Annotated in this window: 22 protein-coding genes; 3 read left to right on the forward strand and 19 right to left on the reverse strand. The window is 46.7% G+C overall.

Annotated features, from left to right (window positions below):
* Positions 1 to 50: 50 nt before the first annotated feature.
* The 3 genes from LPW40_RS08725 to LPW40_RS08735 form a co-directional block, all read right to left on the reverse strand.
* A complete protein-coding gene (locus LPW40_RS08725; protein WP_230821884.1) occupies positions 51 to 1535 on the reverse strand; it encodes a DEAD/DEAH box helicase in 1485 nt (494 codons plus the stop codon).
* 72 nt (positions 1536 to 1607) lie between these two features.
* A complete protein-coding gene (locus tag LPW40_RS08730; protein WP_330166190.1) occupies positions 1608 to 2312 on the reverse strand; it encodes an alpha/beta hydrolase in 705 nt (234 codons plus the stop codon).
* The gene (locus tag LPW40_RS08735) at positions 2302 to 3663 is read right to left on the reverse strand and encodes a UDP-N-acetylmuramoyl-tripeptide--D-alanyl-D-alanine ligase (RefSeq protein ID WP_230821885.1); all 1362 of its coding nucleotides are present in this window, start codon (positions 3661 to 3663) and stop codon (positions 2302 to 2304) included. Before LPW40_RS08735 ends, LPW40_RS08730 begins: the two co-directional genes overlap by 11 nt.
* A 126-nt stretch (positions 3664 to 3789) precedes the next feature.
* Here LPW40_RS08735 and LPW40_RS08740 point away from each other — a divergent pair, with 126 nt between their 5' ends.
* Entirely contained in the window at positions 3790 to 4971 is a 1182-nt protein-coding gene (locus tag LPW40_RS08740) for an FtsW/RodA/SpoVE family cell cycle protein (RefSeq protein WP_230821886.1), read from the forward strand.
* Between the two features lie 38 nt (positions 4972 to 5009).
* Here the strand turns inward: LPW40_RS08740 and LPW40_RS13630 are convergent, their stop codons facing one another.
* Complete coding sequence (locus tag LPW40_RS13630; protein ID WP_269063303.1) at positions 5010 to 5159, reverse strand: Lmo0850 family protein; 150 nt, start codon at positions 5157 to 5159, stop codon at positions 5010 to 5012.
* Between the two features lie 135 nt (positions 5160 to 5294).
* Here LPW40_RS13630 and cls point away from each other — a divergent pair, with 135 nt between their 5' ends.
* Positions 5295 to 6776, forward strand: coding sequence for a cardiolipin synthase (cls, locus tag LPW40_RS08745; RefSeq protein WP_230821887.1), 1482 nt, complete (start codon positions 5295 to 5297; stop codon positions 6774 to 6776).
* A gap of 40 nt (positions 6777 to 6816) precedes the next feature.
* Here the strand turns inward: cls and yidC are convergent, their stop codons facing one another.
* From yidC to LPW40_RS08770, 4 genes are all read right to left on the reverse strand, one after another.
* Positions 6817 to 7692, reverse strand: coding sequence for a membrane protein insertase YidC (yidC, locus tag LPW40_RS08750; protein WP_230821888.1), 876 nt, complete (start codon positions 7690 to 7692; stop codon positions 6817 to 6819).
* Between the two features lie 468 nt (positions 7693 to 8160).
* Complete coding sequence (locus tag LPW40_RS08755; RefSeq protein ID WP_230821889.1) at positions 8161 to 9060, reverse strand: nuclease-related domain-containing protein; 900 nt, start codon at positions 9058 to 9060, stop codon at positions 8161 to 8163.
* A gap of 225 nt (positions 9061 to 9285) precedes the next feature.
* Entirely contained in the window at positions 9286 to 10248 is a 963-nt protein-coding gene (locus tag LPW40_RS13700; RefSeq protein ID WP_330166187.1) for a transglycosylase family protein, read from the reverse strand.
* Positions 10249 to 10759: 511 nt separating this feature from the next.
* Entirely contained in the window at positions 10760 to 11347 is a 588-nt protein-coding gene (locus LPW40_RS08770) for a single-stranded DNA-binding protein (protein ID WP_230821890.1), read from the reverse strand.
* 183 nt (positions 11348 to 11530) lie between these two features.
* Between LPW40_RS08770 and LPW40_RS08775 the strand changes: the two genes are divergently transcribed.
* On the forward strand, positions 11531 to 11953 hold the full coding sequence (locus LPW40_RS08775; RefSeq protein ID WP_230821891.1) for a YwpF-like family protein: 423 nt from the start codon (positions 11531 to 11533) through the stop codon (positions 11951 to 11953).
* Positions 11954 to 11959: 6 nt separating this feature from the next.
* Here LPW40_RS08775 and fabZ read toward each other — a convergent pair whose 3' ends face one another.
* The 11 genes from fabZ to atpE form a co-directional block, all read right to left on the reverse strand.
* On the reverse strand, positions 11960 to 12400 hold the full coding sequence (fabZ, locus tag LPW40_RS08780; RefSeq protein ID WP_097041105.1) for a 3-hydroxyacyl-ACP dehydratase FabZ: 441 nt from the start codon (positions 12398 to 12400) through the stop codon (positions 11960 to 11962).
* Between the two features lie 3 nt (positions 12401 to 12403).
* Positions 12404 to 12592, reverse strand: a complete 189-nt coding sequence (locus tag LPW40_RS08785; RefSeq protein WP_230821892.1) for a DNA-directed RNA polymerase subunit beta — start codon at positions 12590 to 12592, stop codon at positions 12404 to 12406.
* 14 nt (positions 12593 to 12606) lie between these two features.
* A complete protein-coding gene (gene murA, locus LPW40_RS08790) occupies positions 12607 to 13896 on the reverse strand; it encodes a UDP-N-acetylglucosamine 1-carboxyvinyltransferase (protein WP_230821893.1) in 1290 nt (429 codons plus the stop codon).
* Positions 13897 to 13991: 95 nt separating this feature from the next.
* Complete coding sequence (locus LPW40_RS08795) at positions 13992 to 14222, reverse strand: DUF1146 family protein (RefSeq protein ID WP_230821894.1); 231 nt, start codon at positions 14220 to 14222, stop codon at positions 13992 to 13994.
* Between the two features lie 44 nt (positions 14223 to 14266).
* Positions 14267 to 14671: a F0F1 ATP synthase subunit epsilon gene (locus LPW40_RS08800; RefSeq protein ID WP_230821895.1), complete on the reverse strand. Its 405-nt coding sequence runs from the start codon at positions 14669 to 14671 to the stop codon at positions 14267 to 14269.
* A 19-nt stretch (positions 14672 to 14690) separates the two neighbouring features.
* Positions 14691 to 16103 carry a F0F1 ATP synthase subunit beta gene (atpD, locus tag LPW40_RS08805; protein WP_230821896.1) on the reverse strand — a complete coding sequence of 471 codons (1413 nt, stop codon included), beginning with the start codon at positions 16101 to 16103 and terminating at the stop codon, positions 14691 to 14693.
* 21 nt (positions 16104 to 16124) lie between these two features.
* The gene (atpG, locus tag LPW40_RS08810; protein WP_230821897.1) at positions 16125 to 17003 is read right to left on the reverse strand and encodes an ATP synthase F1 subunit gamma; all 879 of its coding nucleotides are present in this window, start codon (positions 17001 to 17003) and stop codon (positions 16125 to 16127) included.
* 33 nt (positions 17004 to 17036) lie between these two features.
* On the reverse strand, positions 17037 to 18545 hold the full coding sequence (gene atpA / locus LPW40_RS08815; protein WP_230821898.1) for a F0F1 ATP synthase subunit alpha: 1509 nt from the start codon (positions 18543 to 18545) through the stop codon (positions 17037 to 17039).
* A 17-nt stretch (positions 18546 to 18562) separates the two neighbouring features.
* Positions 18563 to 19105: an ATP synthase F1 subunit delta gene (gene atpH, locus LPW40_RS08820; protein ID WP_230821899.1), complete on the reverse strand. Its 543-nt coding sequence runs from the start codon at positions 19103 to 19105 to the stop codon at positions 18563 to 18565.
* Positions 19105 to 19614, reverse strand: a complete 510-nt coding sequence (locus tag LPW40_RS08825) for a F0F1 ATP synthase subunit B (protein WP_230821900.1) — start codon at positions 19612 to 19614, stop codon at positions 19105 to 19107. The genes atpH and LPW40_RS08825 overlap by 1 nt, the downstream gene beginning before the upstream one ends.
* 96 nt (positions 19615 to 19710) lie before the next feature.
* The gene (gene atpE, locus LPW40_RS08830; RefSeq protein WP_097041124.1) at positions 19711 to 19926 is read right to left on the reverse strand and encodes a F0F1 ATP synthase subunit C; all 216 of its coding nucleotides are present in this window, start codon (positions 19924 to 19926) and stop codon (positions 19711 to 19713) included.
* Positions 19927 to 19957 lie beyond the last annotated feature (31 nt).

A 19957-nucleotide genomic window follows, 5' to 3' on the forward strand; every position in this document is an offset into this window, starting at 1 on the left:
TTATACTAAATAAAAGCATCCACCTTAAGGGGATGCTTTCATAAGTTTCATTATTTAAGGTGATCTTTGAATGTACGTCCGGTTTTGTTCCGGCGCTGGGATTGCGGCTTGCCGCTTCCGCCTCTGTTGTCATTGCGTTTTTGCGGGCGCCCTTTTTTGGAACCTTTATAGTTTGAAGAAGATTTGCCGCCGCGGCGTCCGCCGCCGCCTCTTTTGGATAACGGTTTTTCAAATGACAGCTGAATGTTTTCATCCTGTCTTGAGAACATGAATTCATTCAGCATTGCAGAAATGACATTTTCAGCACCGTGCGCTTCGATGAGCTTCTCTGCAATTTCCTTGGTCACTGAACTGTCGTCGTTTTCGATCCATCCAGTGATCTTGTCGAACACTTCGTTCTGCCTTGATGCCTCAACCTCTTTTTTGTTAGGCGGTCTTAAGGAACGGATGGTTTTATTCTTGTCGTTTTCAATCATCCTGAGATAATCCATCTCGACCGGATTGACGAATGTCAGCGCCATGCCTTTGTGACCGGCCCTGCCTGTACGTCCGATACGGTGCGTATAGCTCTCTGCATCCTGCGGGATGTCGAAGTTATACACGTGGGATACGCCTGAAATATCGAGGCCCCTCGCTGCAACGTCGGTTGCCACAAGTATATCCAGTGAATTATTCTTGAATTTCTTGAGCACTTCAAGCCGCTTCGACTGGGTGATGTCACCATGCAGCCCTTCAGCACGGTAGCCTTTCGCGATGAGTGCGCCCGTCAGTTCGTCGACCCGGCGTTTCGTACGTCCGAAGACGATCGCGAGTTCCGGCTGGTGCACATCCAGGAAGTCGGAGAATACATCGAGCTTTTCAAGCTCCTTGACGATCGTGTAGTTCTCATCGATCTGCGGATTGTTTGACGACTGGCTCATCGTCTTGACGATTTCCGGATTCACCATGAAGCGTGTGACCAGCTCCTGGATCGCTCTCGGCATCGTCGCAGAGAACAGCAATGTCTGACGGCCTTCAAGCGGCACTTCTGACATGATGAATTTGACATCATCGATGAAGCCCATGTTCATCATTTCATCCGCTTCATCCAGGACAAGCATGTTCACATCCTGCAGCTTCAATGTGCGGCGCTTGATATGGTCAATCATCCTGCCTGGTGTGCCGACCACTATTTCAGGCCTTCTCTTCAATTCCTTGATCTGGCGGTCGATGCTCATGCCGCCGAAGATCACTGCTACATGCAGCTTCTTATACTTCGCAAATTTGTTCAATTCCTCTGAAACCTGGACAGCCAGCTCACGGGTCGGTGTCAAAATAATATTCTGTATGCCTTCGCCTTTGACTGATTTCTCTATGATCGGTATGCCGAATGCACCTGTTTTACCCGTTCCTGTCTGCGCCTGGCCAAGTACGTCCCGGCCTTCCAGTGCTATAGGAATACTTTTTTCCTGTATCGGTGTAGGTGTTTCAAAGCCCATATCACTCACGGCTTTGAGTATTTCCTCACTGACACCTAATTCTTTAAAAAACTTCAACTTTTAGTCTCCTTTGACTCTTAACGTTCAATTATTTAGTATAACTACTCTATACTAACACCATTTACACAATTACTCAAGGACTGTTTTCATGTCCAGGAATAAAAAGCGTTCTGCAGCGATGTTCAGCGTATGCTGGTGGTTTTCTGTATAAGCCATGATATGCGGTGCGTTTTCAATCAGTTCGACCCGGCAGTTCTTCATTTTCCTCTGGGCCTCCACGCTCGACATGTACGGCACCAACAGGTCGATCGTCCCATGGATGATCAATGTTTCCGAATCGATCTCCTCATAATCGGGCATCTTCGCATCCATTATGGCACGGAATTCGTTGAATGCCTGCAGGGATAATTTCGGCAGCCTGCTCCTCACGACATCCATCGTCTTCAGTTTGAAATGCTCGGCCAGGCCCTCCGGCCTGAGGTTCAACCGTGCAAGCCGGTTGATGTGCGTATGTTCGAACGCCGGGGCGATCAGCAGAAGCTTATCCACACGGTTATGCTGTGCGATATGGCTCGCAAACAGGCCGCCCATCGAAAACCCGACGATGTAGATTTCATCGACTTTCCGGGAGAGGACCTCGTATGCCTCAAATGCCTCGTCATACCAGTCGTCACCCGTCACATTGTTGAAATCCAGATGATGCCCGTGGCCGGGATAGACCGGAAACTCGTATTCGAATTCATACCTGGGTTTCAGGTAACGGAACAGCGGCTCGAGCTCATAGCGCCCGCCGGTATACCCATGCAGGAATAAAACACCGATTTTACCAGATATGACTCTTCATCCTCTCCATCTCCATGCCGCGGGAACCTTTCAAAAGCACCACCGTGTCTTCATCAAGCATCCCTTCAAGGTGTCCGGCAAGCGTTTCTATATCGTCGAAATGCCGGCTGCCGGCGATACCTGCGGCCTCAGCTATGAATTTTGCATCACTGCCGAAAGTGAACAGCTCGAAATCACTGCCGGTCCGTCCGATATGTTCACCGACGGATTGGTGGAGTGCTTCACTGTACTCACCCAGTTCGAGTATATCCGCAAGCACCAGGATCTTTTTGGAGTAATCGAGGCCGGCCACTGTGTCCACCGCACTTTTCATGCTTGAGGGGCTGGCGTTGTACGCATCATTGATGATGAGCGCCCCGCTCCGGTGGACAGCCTGTTCCATGCGCATCGATGACACATTCAAATTTTTGAATCTGCCGGCGACGGCTGCCATATCTTTTCCGGCCGCTTCTGCTGCAAGCAGGCTGAGGGATGCGTTCATTGCATTATGACTGCCCAGCTGCGGGATGTCAACATGGAGCCCGTCCATCTCAAATGAAGTGCCGTCCGCATTTTGTGTGATGTTGGAGATGATATGGTCATTTTCTTCGGACAGGCCTGCACTCGTCATTTTGAAATGGTGCGGCCCTTTCCCCGTCAATTCGTTCAGCAGAGGATAGTCTTTGGAGTAGATCAGCACCCCGTCCTCCTTCAGTCCGTCGACGATTTCATACTTCGCTTCCGCGATCTTCTCCCTGGATCCGAGCTTCTCTATATGCGATTCACCCACATTCGTGATGATCGCGATATCCGGCTTTGCGAGTGTGCTTAAAAAGTGGATGTCGCCTTTTTGGTCCATGCCCATTTCGAGTATCGAGATCTCGGTGTCATCATCCAGTTCGAGGAGGGTCAGGGGGAGCCCGATCTCATTGTTGTAGTTCCCGATGGTCTTTTTGACTTTGTGATCATCAGCAAGCAGGCACTCCACCATATCCTTCGTCGTCGTCTTGCCGTTTGAGCCGGTGATTGCGATGACTGTCGGATCAACCGCTTCCAGATGGCGCTTTGCGATCATCTGCAGTGCCCGGAGGCCGTCTTCGACATGGATCAGGGGACGGCCTGCATCCGTTTCTTCAAGCGGCGCTTCCGTCAGCGAGACGCCCGCCCCTTTTGAAAATGCATCCCCTATGAACCGGTGCCCGTCCACATTCTCACCTTTGAAGGGGATGAATATATTTCCTTTTTGTATCGTCCTTGTATCTATGGAAGCACCGGCGATGAATGTCTCCCCCATGGCGGCGGCCTTTTCATTCATCCTGCCGTTACAATATTCAGCAACTTGATTGATGGAAATTTTAATCATTTTTTTAATCCGTCCATTTCACAGTTATAATAAATTTGTTGAAAATTTTATATCATATCTCTCATATCCAATTATAAAATATAGTATACTTGAATTCACGATTTTATTTTGGATAGGGTGATATTCTTGCAAGATAACCAAGGATACAAAAGACAGAATACCAACTTTCTGTCCCGCATCGACTGGATACTGGTGCTGCTGCTGGCTACACTCGCCCTGATCAGCATATTCACCATCTCATCAGCAATGACCAGCGGCCAGTATGAAACTGACTTTGCGGTGCGGCAGACTTTATTTTATATACTCGGCTTCATTTCATTATTCATCATCACTTTCATACCCGTAAAATTTTTCAAGAATTATATATGGGTGCTGTACGGCATCGGTGTATTGAGCCTCGTCATATTATTCATTGCGCCCGTCTCGTCGGTCACCCCGATCATAAATGGTGCCAAGAGCTGGTACCAGTTCGGCTTCATCAGCATACAGCCGTCGGAATTCATGAAGGTGCTTTACATAATGGCGATGGCCTACGTGATACATCAGCACAACAAATACAGGATCACCACGGATTTAAGCGCCGACATCAAATTGCTCTTCAAGCTTTTCCTCGTATCCGTACTGCCGATGATTTTCATACTCGTGCAGAATGACCTCGGTACGGTCCTTGTCCTGATTGCCATATTGTTCGGCATGATCCTCGTATCCGGCATCAGCCTGTGGATCATCCTGCCGACGCTCGCCGTCGCTGCAACTACCGGGATGGCACTCATCCTCGGCATCCTTTACAGGCCGGACCTGCTGCAGACGTACCTCGGCGTGCGGCCCTACCAGTTTGAACGCATATATTCCTGGCTGCAGCCTGAAATGTATGCTACAGAAGGCGGTTTCCAGCTGAGCAATTCCATGCGGGCCATCGGCTCCGGCGGGATTGAAGGCAAGGGGTTCGGCCAGGGCATCGTCTATATACCCGAAAACCATACCGACTTCATCTTCACGATCATCGGGGAGGAATTCGGCTTCATCGGTGCGACGCTCGTCATCGCCCTGTTGTTCATGCTCATGCTCCATCTTGTGAGGATTGCGCTGACGGTCAAAGATCCGTTTTCCTCATATTTCATAGCCGGTTACTTATCACTGTTGATATTCCATATTTTCCAGAACATCGGCATGACCATCCAGCTTGTCCCAATCACCGGCCTGCCGCTGCCTTTCCTGAGTTACGGCGGAAGCGGCCTGTGGGCGAATATGATTGCGATGGGCATCGTGATGAGCATCTATTTCCATCAATATAAATTAAAGAAATAAAAAAAGTGCAGCCGGATTTTTATCCTGACTGCATTTTTTTAAATATTTTGTTCTTTTAGTTTTAATTTTTCGTTTGTAGCGATACGATTCATAATATCGAACCTTGAGCTCGAAACCTTTACCTTGACCCCGAGTTCATTTAGCAACGTGACGACTTGTCTGACTTTAGAATTGTCGATTTTGTGCATAATGACACTCCTATCTCATTGGTTAATTACATATTACCACTGTTGGCACCTGAATATCCATAACATTTTCAAATTAATTATTACGAATTTTAAAACTTCCCATTATAATATACAATAAGTGTGAGGTGAAATATTATGTCATGGCTGTCATTTGAGAATATCGACTGGAGTTTCGTCTTATCCATAGTGATTGCGGCCCTGTTCCTCGTCAATATACTGCTTGCGATCAGTATCATATTCCTTGAGCGCAGGAGCTCCCAGAGCGTTTGGGCATGGGTGCTGGTTTTATTCTTCATACCCATTTTCGGATTCATCATCTATATGGCTTTCGGGCGGACGATATACAATCAGAAAATCTTCAAAATCGATGAAAAAGATAAAGTCGGACTGGAACACCTTGTACAGGAACAGCTGGAGGATATAAAGAATAAGGACTTCAGCTTCGTCAACCCCCTGGCAAATAAGTATAAAAAGCTCATCCATATGCTGCTCTACAATAACCATTCTTTTCTGACCAACAATAATACGATCACCACTTATACCGACATGAACGAGAAGTTCGATGCCATGCTCGAAGATATCAGGAATGCCAAAGACCACATCCATTTTCAATATTATATTTTCCGGATGGACGGCATCGGCAAAAAGCTCTATAATGCGATGCTCGAAAAGCAGAAGGAGGGCGTCGCGGTCAAGATCCTCTACGATGATATGGGATCCCGTGCCCTGAGCCTGCGCCAGTTCAGGAAGATAAAATCGTACGGCGGGCGGGTCGAAGCGTTCTTCCCCTCCTTCCTGAACCTCATCAATCCGAGGATCAACAACCGGAACCACCGTAAGATCGTCGTCATAGACGGCGAGATCGGTTACATCGGCGGATCGAATGTCGGGGATGAGTACATAGGCAAAAGCGAAAAGTTCGGCGGCTGGCGGGACACCCACCTCCGGATCAAGGGCAATGCAGTCAAATCACTGCAGCTCCGCTTCATGCTCGACTGGAACTCCCATTCGAAACGCCACAACCTTGTATACAACGAGCAGTACTTTCCGACCATCTACAATGACGGCGACACTTATATGCAGATCGCCTCAAGCGGGCCCGATGAAGTGTGGCAGCAGATCAAATACGGCTATTTGAAGATGATCTACCGTGCAAAGCGCAATATTTATATCCAGTCGCCCTACTTCATCCCGGACCAGTCCGTGATGGAAGCACTGCGCATCGCGATACTCAGCGGTGTCAAAGTCCATTTGATGATACCGAATATGCCCGATCACCCTTTCGTCTACTGGGGCACCTATTCGCGGGCTGGAGATCTCGTCAAGATGGGCGCAGAGGTGCATGTGTATGAGAAAGGATTCCTGCATCAGAAGGTCGTCATCATCGATGATGAAGTCGTGAGCGTCGGTACGACCAACATAGATAATAGAAGCTTCCTTTTGAACTTCGAAGTGAACGCCTTCATATACAGCAGGCGGGAAGCTGAAAAACACCGTCATATATATGAAGAAGATGTGAAGCACAGTACGCGCCTTACAGAGGAGATATACAATTCAAGGAGCAAGTGGATCAGGGTGAAGGAAGGAATAGCCAATCTGATTGCTCCGATATTATAAAAAGAAGCGGTTGAGTATATATACTCAACCGCTTTTTGCATCATGCTTTCTTTCTGCGTTTCTTTTTATTTTTAGGCATCAATTTGGCGTTCTTCATGCGACGCTCTTTTTCAGCCTGTTCGCGCTCGTGCGCTTCGATGATCGGTGCCATTTCTTCGTTGACTTTCTTCTTCCAGAAAGTGTTCCCGGCCCAAGTCTGGAAAATAAGGAATATACCGCCGACAGCCCAGTACAGAGGCAGTGCCGAAGGAGAGATCAAGGAAATCCAGACGATCATCAATGGTGAAATATACATGAAGAGGCGCATCTGTTTACGCTGCTCTTCGGAAACGAACTGCATTGAAACCCAAGCCTGTCCAAGGTAGACAAGACCTGCGATGATTGTCATGAGGATGTTCGTCTGCGTCAAATCCATCCACAGGAATTCCGGATATTCGGTGATACCGCCCTCTGAAGGGAATCTGAGCGCAAAGTAAAGCGCCATGACGACCGGCATCTGCAGGAGGATCGGCAGACAGCCCATATTCAGCGGGTTGATGCCGTGCTTTTTGTAAAGACCCATCATTTCCTGCTGGGCTTCCATCTTCTCTTCCTGAGTTGTTGCGACTTTGACCCTCTTCTGGATCTCTTCCATTTCAGGCTTCACGATCTTCATCTTCTCGCGCATCATCATCTGGTTTTTATATGTATTCATCATGAACGGGAAAATAACAAGACGGACGATTAGTGTGATGACAATAATTGCCAGACCATAGTTGTGATTCAGATTATCGCCGAGAAAATGCAGGAGATTATCCATCGGCTGGACAAATGTATTAAAGAAGAACCCATCTCTGTTTTCTTCCTGAGAATAATCACAGCCTGCCAATAAAAGCACAAGCCCCATCATCCCAGCCAGTAACCATTTCTTATTCATTCTTTCACCTCAAAAATTTATCTCACATAATAGAGATTGTACCATAATTCCATACCTAAAAAAATAAATATTATGTTCATTATGCGAACTTTCCCGGTTTCCGTGAAGTTTGAACATATTGGCCCGAAGTGTTGGGCTGGTGGGGATGTCTTTATTCTTCTAGTCTCAATTTCTGTTCTGATCCTTCTATATTTGCGGAACCTTGAAGTGTTTTAGGGTCAACGTTGCGAATACAGCACTTGGTTTCGCAACCTTCTGCCGAGTTCTGGGTCAATGTTGCGAATACAGCACCCGGTTTCGCAACCCTCTGCCGAGTTCTGGGTCAATGTTGCGAATACAGCGCCCGGTTTCGCAACCTTCTGTCGAGTTCTGGGTCAATGTTGCGAATACAACACCCGGTTTCGCAACCCTAGACCGAGTGCCGGGGCAACGTTGCGAGTACAGCAGCTCAATATTTCTAACACGCCCTCAAAAAGATATATGGCTCTTCTTTCGATGCCTTCTGACACAGCTTTCCGAGATTTCTCCACCCGAAAATCTGTTTATAATTGTCGGCGTGATCTCCCACGTCCGATTAAGGGTCCTTATTTCATAGACGAGTCTCTTAATCACCTCAAGTGGCATCCAGGTGCTATCGCACCTCAGACATCTGAATCTCTGTTGATTATGTCGGGCTGCCCGCTCCCCGCAATCCCCGCAGAATACCCCTGTTTTCAAATCTTCAAATAAAACCCCGACATCGCCCTGGTATTGGGATTCGACCAGCCGCTCCGCTTCAAGCCTTTCGACCAGATCGGAATGATCATAGCGGTTTGGATGCAGCACCTTCCTCAACTTCTTCCGCACATTGCTACATAGGAGGATTTCAGGTTTATCGGGCAGCCTGAATATGGTCTGATCAGGATTTATGAAGACGATCGTGCCATAAAGGTTGATATTGAAGCCTGCCTTGTCCAAGAACCCCTGCAACGCGACTTTCTGCCTCCCCACCTGCAGCATCGGATCCCCGAACTTCCTGCCGTTTTCATATGTCCACTGTCCCTCTACGTAAATCAGGTCAAAATTATAGTTCTTCACTTCAAAAGTGAACATTCTGTCCCCGGCGATGATGATGTTATCGATCTGGATTTCCTGGTCGACGCTCGACTCCGCTTTCGTCTGACTGCCGTTCCTTCCAACTTTAAAACAAAAATCCTTCATGTGAATAAACTCCACATCACGGAAATCTTCTTCCAAAATGTGATCGAACTCCACTTCACCTGCATAACCGCCCGCCAGTACTTTCAGCTCGTTCAGATCTGCTTCCGATAAATCGCAGCGGTATGAAAGTATCTCCAGCTGCCTGTGTCTCCGGCTTTTATTCCTCAATGGCTTTCCCCCTTATAAATTGTCCTCCTTCGTATAATATTATGGATTTGAATTGTGCACACATCGCAACAATTCAATTTCTGTCGGTAAAAAATGCAGTTATCAGATTTCCGACCCCGGTTTTCAACAGAATTGCAAAAACTGCGCGCAGAAATACAAAAATCGTAAAAAACAAAAAAGTACGGACAAGCATCACTTGTCCGTACTTTTAAATCATAAATTATATTACAGTCTAGCACCACATACAGGCCAAGGCTGTGCGCCTCTGTCCGCGTAAAGCGCCTGGGCTCTTTGTGTCTGCTCAGCTGCTGAAGCCTGGGATGGAAGTCCTGTTCCACCTACTGATTGCCAAGTCTGTACGTCAAACTGGTAAAGACCGTGGTAAAGGCCGTTTGCACTTACGATGCTTGCATCTCCGCCTGATTCACATGCTGCAAGCGCGCCCCAGTTTTGGCCGCCGCTGTTGCTTGGTGCAGCTGCCTGGTTCTGAGTTTGAACCGGCTCCTGCTGTGCTGGTGCCTGTTCAGCTGCTGGCTCTTCATATACTTCTTCTTCAACAACTTCTGCTGCCGGTTCTTCGTATACTACTTCTTCTTCAACAACTTCTGCTGCCGGCTCTTCATATACTACTTCTTCTTCGACAACCTCAGTTGCAGGCTCTTCGTATACTACTTCTTCTTCGACAACTTCAGCTGCTGGCTCTTCATATACTACTTCCTCTTCAACAACTTCTGCTGGCTCTTCGTATACTACTTCCTCTTCAACAACTTCCGGAGCTTGTACAGGGGCAACTTCAGCCACTGCATCTTTTGAAACGATCAATTCGTTACCAGGGAAAATCAAATCTGAAGTTAAATTATTCAGGTCCATCAGTTCTTTGACAGTCAGGTCGAATTCCACTGCGATTTCAAACAGTGTATCGCCAGGCTGGATTACATAGACGCCGGCTTCAGTTTCTGCTTTTTCTTCTGCAACTTCAGCTACCTGAAGCACTTGTCCAGGGAAAATCAAATCTGATGAAAGATCATTTGCTGCCTTCAAAGCAGATACCGTTGTGGAATTGGCTGCTGCGATTTCCGATAAAGTGTCACCTGATTGTACTTCATGTCCTTTTTCAGAAGCTTCCGCGTTGGCTGCAATGATTGATGAAACAGCGACTGCTGTTCCTACTGATAATAATTTTTTCATTAAGATATTTCCTCCTGTTTTTTACCCGTATATATTAGAAATTCTATATTTGACTGATTCGTTTAATGTTTTCCTAATCGCTAAGTAGAACTATAACAGATAAAAATATTTCATAGGTTACAGGAAGATAAAATGTAAAGCCTTCTTTTACAGTAATGTTACAAAAAGATTTCTCAGGCCTCCTGAATGTTGCAGACAGGCATAATGAATTGTCATGATTCACAGTTTACATCTTTAGTGTTAAATAAAACCCTCGGAAAACGTTGCCATATCAAGGCCCAAAGCAACCGGGCAGAAAACACCGATTAATCATCCACAAATCATATAGTCAGACAACTGTAATAAACTCCCCGAGACTGTAACAAAAAAATTCATATTTATTTTACAAACGACAAAAAAAGACATCATCCGGTATCTTTACGCAGATAAAATACCGTATGATGTCAGTTGTGAGTGTGAATGGTTGGATGCAGGATGGTTAAAAGGTTTTTGGGGTGTTCGTCTGGTTCATTCAGGCGAGGACTTTTTCCTCGCCCGGTTCTTCTTCATTTTCATGGGATGCTTCAATCTCAATTTCCTCAGCTTCATTGATCATTTTTTCAAGGATCTCGACATTCTTATCCTTGATTGGTTCTTTAAGTGATGCATCGCGGGCAGTTTCATTGAAATTACTTTTTGTGAGCGTCAATATCCGTTCCTCTCCAACGAAGTCATAACGGTTGTAATTTCTGATTGCTTCATTGATCAGTTCATTCGGGTTTTTGATGTTCGGGCTGTTATTCAATTTTTCCGGTATCAGTTTGACACTTTCAGCCCATACTTCCATCCGGTATTCTTTTGTACCGGTTTCTGTCGTGTGCATGGTCGTGGCGAGCTGTCCGCTCACACAGATGATCTGGCCGTCACTGAGGCTGTCCAGTAAATTCGGGATCGCTTTGCCGAATCCTTTACAATAGATGAAATGTACTTCATGATCGCGCTTATGATCTTTCGGTATTCTGATTGTTGCCAGGATGAACGAGTTCACTTGTGTATTGTTGCCCTGCTTCACCGAAATATTCCTGACCAGCTCCCCGACTAGCACTACTTTGTTCAGCATTGGTCCACCTCCTTCCTGCTATCAGATTAAAGTGCTGCTGAATTTTCTGCAAATGACAACAATTTAATTTTTGTGGCAAGTATTATACAATAAACTTATAACTGTACCCAAAAATGAACAGATATCGGAAAACTGTCTGCAGAAATACGAAATCTGTAGTTTTTGAAAATTAAGGGGGATTTCATGAAGTCTTTTAAGATTGTAGAGATAAAGATGCAGGATGAAAACAACTATATCATTCTGGATTTGATTGACGGGGTCATCATAAATAACGAAGCCGGGAAAGATTCATGGATTGTCGAAGTCGCCACCTCGGAGGATTTCAAAGATATACTTGAGAGTTTCGTCGGCACTGATGTAAGGCTTTTGATCCGGATCACAAGGGCGTCCAACACGCCGGCACTCTTCAAGGGCAAGTTCATGGAGATGAACAGTATCAGTGTCGGATTGTCCCTCCTGTTCATCGGGGATATCATCCAGCAGAGTCCTCATTACGCAGAAGAACTGCTTGAAAAACTAATGGAGGAGAATTACGAGGGTGAAGCGCTGCTCAATGAGTTCAAAGCACGCATGGAATCGAAGGAAGATATAAAAACATCCAACTGATCTTCATCAGTTGGATGTTTTTTTGTCCTGGATGGCAAAAGTGATTTCGCACTGGCATGCCACCTCGCCATCGACAAGGGCGACTGCTTTGCCTTTGCCGATTGGACCTTTCAATTTTGTGATTTCCACAGTTAATTCAAGTGTGTCCCCGGGCGTGACCTGACGCCTGAATTTACACTTGTCGATGCCTGCAAAGAAGGCAAGCTTCCCTTTGAACTCGGGCTGCTGCAGCAATGCTACGCCGCCCACCTGGGCAAGGGCCTCCACTATGAGGACGCCCGGCATTACAGCATATTCCGGAAAATGCCCCGGGAAGAACGGTTCATTTCCTGAAACCTGTTTTATCCCTGTGCATTTCACGCCGGGTTCGATTTCCGTTACACGGTCAATCAGTAAAAACGGGGGTCTATGCGGGATGATTGCTTTAATCTGATCATAAGTAAGCATATTTTATACCTCTGTTAAATTAATGATGTGTTCCCAGGTTTCCAGCCTGAATACTTCGAACGGATTATCCAGAATACCGTAGCCGATCATCAGTCCTGCAAAGAAAACGATGATTGCCACGTACAGGAATAATAGAATGCGAACAACCAGGGGAAAACGTCTGTGAACCAGTTTTTTCGGCGTTTCTTCCATATTAAAACCTCACTCTAGTTAGTCACCGGTTCTTTCGTCTTATCCGTGTCACTAACTCTTTCAATATCGGCACCTAACCGGCTCAATTTTCCGTGAAAATCGACATAACCGCGATCCAGATGCCTAAGTTCCGTAACTACAGTATAACCTTCGGCTGCCAATCCTGCCAGTATCAATGCTGCAGCTGCCCTCAGGTCAGTTGCTTTGACGCGCGCACCCTGCAGGTTTTCTACACCCTTCACCATCGCAGTGTTCTCATCAAGCAGGATGTTGGCATTCATATGAGAGAACTCGTCGACATGCATGAAGCGGTTTTCGAATATCGTCTCAGTGATGGTGCTCGTACCTTTGACTGTCGTCAGGAGTGCCATCATCTGACTCTGCATATCGGTCGGGAAACCCGGATGCGGCATGGTTTTGACTTTGATGGGCTTTAAATTCTCAGCAGGGATGACCGTGACTTCGCTTCCGTTCTCCACCATTTTCACGCCCATATCTTCAAGTTTGGAGACAAGTGCGGACAGATGATCAAGGACGACATTCTTCAAAGTGATTTCACTTTTTGTGATCGCTCCGGCAATCATGAAAGTCCCGGCTTCGATCCTGTCCGGGATGACTTCATGATCGGCCCCTCTTAATTCCTCTGCACCTTCTATGATGATATGGCTTGTTCCGGCACCTTTGACATTCCCGCCCATTGCGTTGATATACTTGGCAAGATCCTCGATTTCCGGTTCCATCGCCACGTTTTCAAGATGCGTCGTACCGTCAGCAAGGCTTGCAGCCATTATCAGGTTCTGCGTCGCACCGACACTCGGGAAATCAAGGGTGATTCTTGCACCTTTCAACTGCCCGTCGGTGTATCCTTCAATATTGCCATCGACGTTTGAAAAAGAGGCGCCCATCTTTTCAAGCCCTTTGATATGCTGCTCAATCGGCCGGCTGCCGATTGCACAACCGCCGGGCATGGCGATCGTACATTTGCCATAACGGGCCAAAAGTGGTCCCATCACGAGCATGCTTGCCCTCATCTTGCTCACCAGGTCATATGGTGCATTATGGTTCAATCCGTTCGAAGCATCGACTGAAACCGTACTCCCGCCTGTCTCGACTTCTGCACCGAGGAGCTTCAATAATGTTGTTAAGTTATCCACGTCCGATAGATCCGGGACGTTCGTTATATATGATTTTCCCTTTTCAGGCAGTAAAGAAGCCACCAGTATGGGCAGTACGGCATTTTTAGATCCTTCTATTGTGACGGAACCCTTTAACTTTTTGCCGCCTTTGACAATTATCTTATCCATTGTTCACACTCCATTAATTAGTTAAAATACGAACTATTTAACTATAGTCTATATTATAGCTGTCTAAACATCATGTAAAGTTTTTTAGTTGCATTTTAATTGAATATTAATGAAGCCTGTTGAACCAGGGTGAAGAAATCCATGATGAAATTGCTCAAGGCACTGCCGAGCAACACCGATATGACGATCATAAAAAGAATAATTTTACCCGACTCGCCCTTCCGGAAAAACCTTTGGATGTTCAACCCCTGGACCAGCCAGAAACAGAACATCACACTGAGGATATGCAGTATGATATGCATGAAAGCCAGCTGTGAAAATATCATCAATAATCATCCTTTAAAAAAAGCCTGGGGATTCACCCCAAGCTTTACTTGTGTTTTGAAACCTCTATGCGGTTTATTGCGCGTCGCAACGCTAATTCTGCACGGTATCTGTCCACTTTTTCATCCTGTGACCGCTGCAGCAATTCTTCTGCACGCTGACGTGCCGCTTCGGCACGTTCCGTGTCTATATCTTCAGCGAATTCACCTGCTTGAACAAGCACAGTGACCTTGGAAGGATTGATTTCTGCAAATCCTTCAGTTACAGCAAAATATTCATATTGACCGTTTATCTTTGCCCGCAGACTACCTATTTTAAGTGCAGCTACAGTCGGGATATGTCCACCCATAATACCAAGTTCACCTTGTTTTGACTGAAGTACAATGAGTTCGCAGTCTTCTTCGAAGAAGACAGAACCATTAGGAGTCACTATGTCGAGTGAAATTGTCATGTGATTTTACCTCCCGATTTTATACTTCCACACCCATGCTGCGTGCTTTTTCAAGTACATCTTCAATACTTCCGACCAGTCGGAATGCATCCTCAGGAATATGGTCATAATCACCTGTCAGGATTTCCTTGAATCCTTTGACAGTTTCTTCAACCGGTACATATGAACCTTTCTGGCCTGTGAACTGTTCAGCAACGTGGAAGTTCTGGCTCAGGAAGAACTGGATGCGGCGTGCACGTGAAACCGTCACTTTGTCCTCATCAGATAATTCATCCATACCAAGGATGGCGATGATATCCTGTAATTCACGGTATTTCTGGATCGTCGCCTGGACTTCCCTTGCCACTTCATAATGCTCTTCACCGACGACTGCAGGTGAAAGTGCACGTGAAGTTGATGCAAGCGGGTCCACCGCCGGGTAGATCCCCATCTCAGACAGTTTACGCTCCAGGTTCGTTGTTGCGTCCAGGTGTGCGAAAGTCTGTGCAGGTGCCGGGTCGGTGTAGTCATCCGCTGGTACGAATACTGCCTGGATGGACGTTACCGAGCCTGTGCTTGTCGTTGTGATCCTCTCCTGCAGCTGACCCATTTCAGTTGCAAGTGTCGGCTGGTAACCAACTGCTGAAGGCATACGGCCAAGGAGCGCCGATACTTCCGAACCAGCCTGTGTGAAACGGAAAATGTTGTCGATGAATAAAAGGACGTCCTGCCCCTGCTCATCCCTGAAGTACTCAGCCATCGTAAGGCCGGATAATGCAACACGCATACGCGCACCAGGCGGCTCGTTCATCTGTCCGAACACCATTGCGGTCTTTTCGATAACACCTGAGTCACTCATCTCATAATACAGGTCGTTACCTTCACGCGTACGTTCGCCGACACCGGCGAATACCGAGATACCGCCGTGTTCCTGGGCAACGTTGTTGATCAGTTCCTGGATCAGGACCGTCTTGCCTACTCCGGCACCGCCGAACAGGCCGATCTTACCACCTTTTGTATAAGGTGCGAGCAAGTCTACGACTTTGATCCCGGTTTCTAAAATCTCTACATTTGTAGTCAATTCATCAAATTGAGGCGCCTGTCTGTGGATAGGATCTCTTCTCTCAGATTCCGGAACAGGTTCACCCAAATCAATATGCTCTCCCAATACGTTGAATACACGACCAAGAGTCACTTCACCGACGGGCACCGTTATCGGGCTGCCTGTGTCTGTGACTTCAGCGCCGCGCTGCAGTGCATCCGTTGATGCCATGGCAATCGTTCTGACCACATTGTCACCCTGGTGCAGTGCCACTTCAAGCGTAAGGGGAATTGTTTCTTCGCCTTTGTGGATGTCTACAGTCAATGCGTTATTCAATTCAGGCAGTTCGCCTTCATTGAAGCGCACATCGACGACAGGACCCATGACTTGTACTATTTGACCTAAAGCCATTCGTTTTCCTCCTAGCAAATCTTATTCAAGTGCAGCTGCGCCACCAACAATTTCTGTGATTTCCTGTGTGATTGCCGCTTGCCTTGCACGGTTATATTCCAATGATAGATCATCAATAAGTTCTTTGGCATTATCAGTCGCAGCTTTCATCGCAGTCATCCTCGCTGCATGCTCACTCGCTTTAGCTTCCAATAAAGATCCGTAGATGAGACTTTCTGCATACTGAGGCAGTATGACTGCAAGCAGGGAATCTTTATCCGGCTCAAATTCATAATTTGTAAGCGTGGATTCCCCCGCCTGCGCCTCTTCCAGTTCGGATGCCGTCAGTGGCAGGAGCCTGTCTGCCCTTACCTTCTGCTCAAGCACGTTGATAAATTCATTATATATTATGATGAGTTCGTCTATATCTTCATCTATAAAACTGTTTACAGCTTCGTGGGTGATTTCCTTGACACTGCTGAAGTCAGGCTGATCAGCCAGTCCTGTACGGTATTTGGAAACGTTGTAACCTCTTGCGGTCAAAAATTCGTAACCCATTTTGCCGATGACAAGAATATCGTAAAAGTCCGGATCATTGTTATGACGCTCTTTTATTTCACCGGTCAGCTGCTTCAGCACGTTCGCATTATAAGGCCCTGCAAGTCCGCTGTCTGCAGTGATCACCACATAACCTGTACGCTTGACAGGCCGTTCTTCAAGCATCGGATGATCCGAGCCTGTGTCTCCGGTTGCGATCGCCTGTACTGCTTCCTGCAGTTTTTCGCGGTATGCCTGGAAACTTGTTGCATTTTCCTCGGCACGGCGCAGCTTCGAGTTCGATACCATGTGCATTGCACTGGTAATCTGACTCATCTTCTTCGTCGATCCTATGCGTCCTTTTATCTCTCTTAGTGAAGCCATAAATTCACCACCTTATCCTTCTTAGTTTCAGGCTTATTTTGAAGGGTTGAATATTTTCTTGAAGCTGTTGATCGCTTCGACGAATGCTTCGTCATCCGGAAGCTGTTTCGTATCGCGGATGCCGTTGAGCAATTCTTTTTCGTTCGAATCCAACCAGCTCAGGAATTCATCTTCAAAACGGGTGATATCTTCGACCTGGATGTCATCGAGATGACCGTTGACGAGTGCATAAAGGATGGCGACCTGATATTCAACTTTCAGCGGGTTGTTTTCGCCCTGCTTCAGGACTTCAACGGTTCTCTTACCGCGTTCAAGTTTTGCAGCTGTCGCCTCATCAAGGTCTGAACCGAACTGGGCGAATGATTCCAGCTCACGGTAGGACGCAAGGTCAAGACGCAGCGTACCCGCAACTTTCTTCATCGCTTTGATCTGTGCCGACCCACCAACACGGGAAACTGAAAGTCCGGCGTTGATCGCAGGTCTTACACCCGAGAAAAATAGATCGGACTGCAGGAAAATCTGGCCGTCTGTGATGGAGATGACGTTCGTTGGAACGTACGCACTGATGTCCCCTGCCTGGGTTTCGATGAACGGAAGTGCAGTGATTGAACCTCCGCCAAGATCGTCGTTAAGTTTCGCAGCACGCTCAAGAAGGCGGCTGTGTACGTAGAAGACGTCACCAGGGTAAGCTTCACGGCCCGGCGGACGACGCAGGAGCAATGACAGCTCACGGTAGGCAGCAGCCTGTTTCGTCAAGTCGTCATATACCACCAGTACGTGTTTGCCGTTAAACATGAATTCTTCAGCCATGGATACGCCGGCGTACGGTGCAATATATAATAGTGGTGCAGGCTGTGAAGCACTTGCTGATACAACGATCGTGTAATCCAGCGCACCGTTCTTACGTAATGTTTCAACAGTTGATGCAACGGTCGATTCTTTCTGGCCGATCGCTACATAAACACAGATCATATCCTGATCTTTCTGGTTCAGGATCGTATCGATTGCAACAGTCGTCTTACCTGTCTGACGGTCACCGATGATCAGCTCACGCTGACCGCGGCCGATCGGTACAAGGGCATCGATTGCCTTGATGCCTGTCTGTAATGGTTCGTCAACACTTTTACGGTCCATTACGCCTGTGGCAGGACTTTCAATCGGTCTTGTTTTAGTTGCAGCAATCGGGCCTTTGCCGTCTATAGGCTGTCCCAGAGAGTTTACAACACGGCCGATGAGCTCTTCACCTACGGGCACTTCCATGATCCTGCCCGTACGCTTGACCTCGTCGCCTTCTTTAATGTCATCATATGGTCCTAAAATAACGATACCGATATTACTTTCTTCCAAGCTCTGAGCCAGTCCCAATACTCCACTGGGGAACTCCAGCAACTCTCCAGCCATTGCATCGTTCAAACCATGAGCAAGCGCGATGCCGTCACCAACCTGGATGACCGTACCCGTGTCAGATACTGACATGTCCTGTTCATAATTTTCTATCTGGCTTTTTAAAAGAGCACTAATTTCGTCAGCTTTGATTGCCATGAATGTCACTCCTCAAATTAACTATTCGCGTGTGCCTTGAATTGACCTTTTAAAGTGTTCAACTGACCCCGGATGGATGCATCGTAAACTTTCGTATCGATGAATACCCTGATGCCGCCGATCAAGTCTTCGTTCACTTCATTTTCAATCAATAATTTTTTCAGTCCGGTCTTCTTTATGAAGGTTTTGCCGATTTCATCCAGTTCTTCGCCGGATAATTTATAGACGGATTCCACAGTTACATATGCCTGGTTGAAATGCGCATTGTACAGCTTTATGAAATCCTCGTAGATGCTTTCAATATCGGCCATCTTGCCCTTGTCGGACAAAACACGCAGCATATTGAAGAGCGGCTTTTCAACTTCTTTGAATGTGTTTTCAACGACCGATTTTCTCTCATCCCTGGAAATCTTTGGATTCGATATGAAATCATGGAAATTCGGCACATTACGCACCGCTTCCATGACTTCTCTGAAATCGTCTCTGACTTTATTCAATGTTTCATCATCATGGATCGCATTGAAGAGGGCTTTGGAATAGTTATTCGCTGAAATAGCCATTATTTACCCCCTGCTTCCTGTAAATACTGTTTAACCAGCTGCTGCTGATCCTGATGATCGATCTCTTTGGAAATCATCTTCTCGGCGATGAGTATTGACAGCTCCGCCACCTGATCGTTGATTTCTGCGATCGCTTTTTCTCTTTCAACATCAGCCTTTGCATTTGCCATAAGCTGATTTGCACGGGTATTCGCATCATGGATGATCGTTTCCTGTTCCTTGGTCGCCTGTGCTCTTGCATCTTCCATGATTGAAGAGATATCCGCCTGAGTCTGTTTAAGTAATTCTTCATTCTCTTTCTGAAGACGCTGTGCTTCTATCCTGCGGTTTTCCGCATCATCGATTTCAGAATGTATGAGGTTCTCTCTTTCATCCATCACATTCTTCAAAGGCTTCCAGACGAAATATGACAGAGCTCCAAGCAGAACAAGGAAACTCACAAGCAGCACAAGACTGCTTCCGATCGCCACGCCAACATCTCCAGTATTTCCTAGTATAAGAAATTCCACTTATGTACACTCCTTTCAAGAAAGTTTCGTTCACTCTTCAGACAACATAATAAGAGGGCGAAATCTTGATGTAAGACTTCGCCATGGTAACGACTCTTAGAACGTGAACATAAGTAGGAATGCAATAACGATGGCCATGATCGGAACAGCCTCAACAACACCGATACCGATGAACATGATCGTTTGCAGCGGACCTCTTGCTTCCGGCTGACGTGCCACTGACTCAACTGTTTTCGAAACTACCATACCAATACCAAAGCTCGCTCCAAGTGCTGCTAATCCTGCTGCAATACCAGCTGCAAGTAAACTCATAAAATATTTCCTCCTAAATAGATATAAATAT

This window comes from Salinicoccus halitifaciens, assembly GCF_021026095.1.
Taxonomy (GTDB): Bacteria; Bacillota; Bacilli; order Staphylococcales; family Salinicoccaceae; genus Lacicoccus; species Lacicoccus halitifaciens.

Excerpts from the sequence above, each read along its gene's own strand:
- LPW40_RS08735 (WP_230821885.1), bottom strand. The coding sequence starts at position 3,663 with ATGATTAAAATTTCCATCAATCAAGTTGCTGAATATTGTAACGGCAGG.
- LPW40_RS13630 (WP_269063303.1), bottom strand. The coding sequence starts at position 5,159 with ATGCACAAAATCGACAATTCTAAAGTCAGACAAGTCGTCACGTTGCTA.
- cls (WP_230821887.1), top strand. The coding sequence starts at position 5,295 with ATGTCATGGCTGTCATTTGAGAATATCGACTGGAGTTTCGTCTTATCC.
- yidC (WP_230821888.1), bottom strand. The coding sequence starts at position 7,692 with ATGAATAAGAAATGGTTACTGGCTGGGATGATGGGGCTTGTGCTTTTA.
- LPW40_RS13700 (WP_330166187.1), bottom strand. The coding sequence starts at position 10,248 with ATGAAAAAATTATTATCAGTAGGAACAGCAGTCGCTGTTTCATCAATC.
- LPW40_RS08770 (WP_230821890.1), bottom strand. The coding sequence starts at position 11,347 with ATGCTGAACAAAGTAGTGCTAGTCGGGGAGCTGGTCAGGAATATTTCG.
- LPW40_RS08775 (WP_230821891.1), top strand. The coding sequence starts at position 11,531 with ATGAAGTCTTTTAAGATTGTAGAGATAAAGATGCAGGATGAAAACAAC.
- fabZ (WP_097041105.1), bottom strand. The coding sequence starts at position 12,400 with ATGCTTACTTATGATCAGATTAAAGCAATCATCCCGCATAGACCCCCG.
- LPW40_RS08785 (WP_230821892.1), bottom strand. The coding sequence starts at position 12,592 with ATGGAAGAAACGCCGAAAAAACTGGTTCACAGACGTTTTCCCCTGGTT.
- murA (WP_230821893.1), bottom strand. The coding sequence starts at position 13,896 with ATGGATAAGATAATTGTCAAAGGCGGCAAAAAGTTAAAGGGTTCCGTC.
- LPW40_RS08795 (WP_230821894.1), bottom strand. The coding sequence starts at position 14,222 with ATGATATTTTCACAGCTGGCTTTCATGCATATCATACTGCATATCCTC.
- LPW40_RS08800 (WP_230821895.1), bottom strand. The coding sequence starts at position 14,671 with ATGACAATTTCACTCGACATAGTGACTCCTAATGGTTCTGTCTTCTTC.
- atpD (WP_230821896.1), bottom strand. The coding sequence starts at position 16,103 with ATGGCTTTAGGTCAAATAGTACAAGTCATGGGTCCTGTCGTCGATGTG.
- atpG (WP_230821897.1), bottom strand. The coding sequence starts at position 17,003 with ATGGCTTCACTAAGAGAGATAAAAGGACGCATAGGATCGACGAAGAAG.
- atpA (WP_230821898.1), bottom strand. The coding sequence starts at position 18,545 with ATGGCAATCAAAGCTGACGAAATTAGTGCTCTTTTAAAAAGCCAGATA.
- atpH (WP_230821899.1), bottom strand. The coding sequence starts at position 19,105 with ATGGCTATTTCAGCGAATAACTATTCCAAAGCCCTCTTCAATGCGATC.
- atpE (WP_097041124.1), bottom strand. The coding sequence starts at position 19,926 with ATGAGTTTACTTGCAGCTGGTATTGCAGCAGGATTAGCAGCACTTGGA.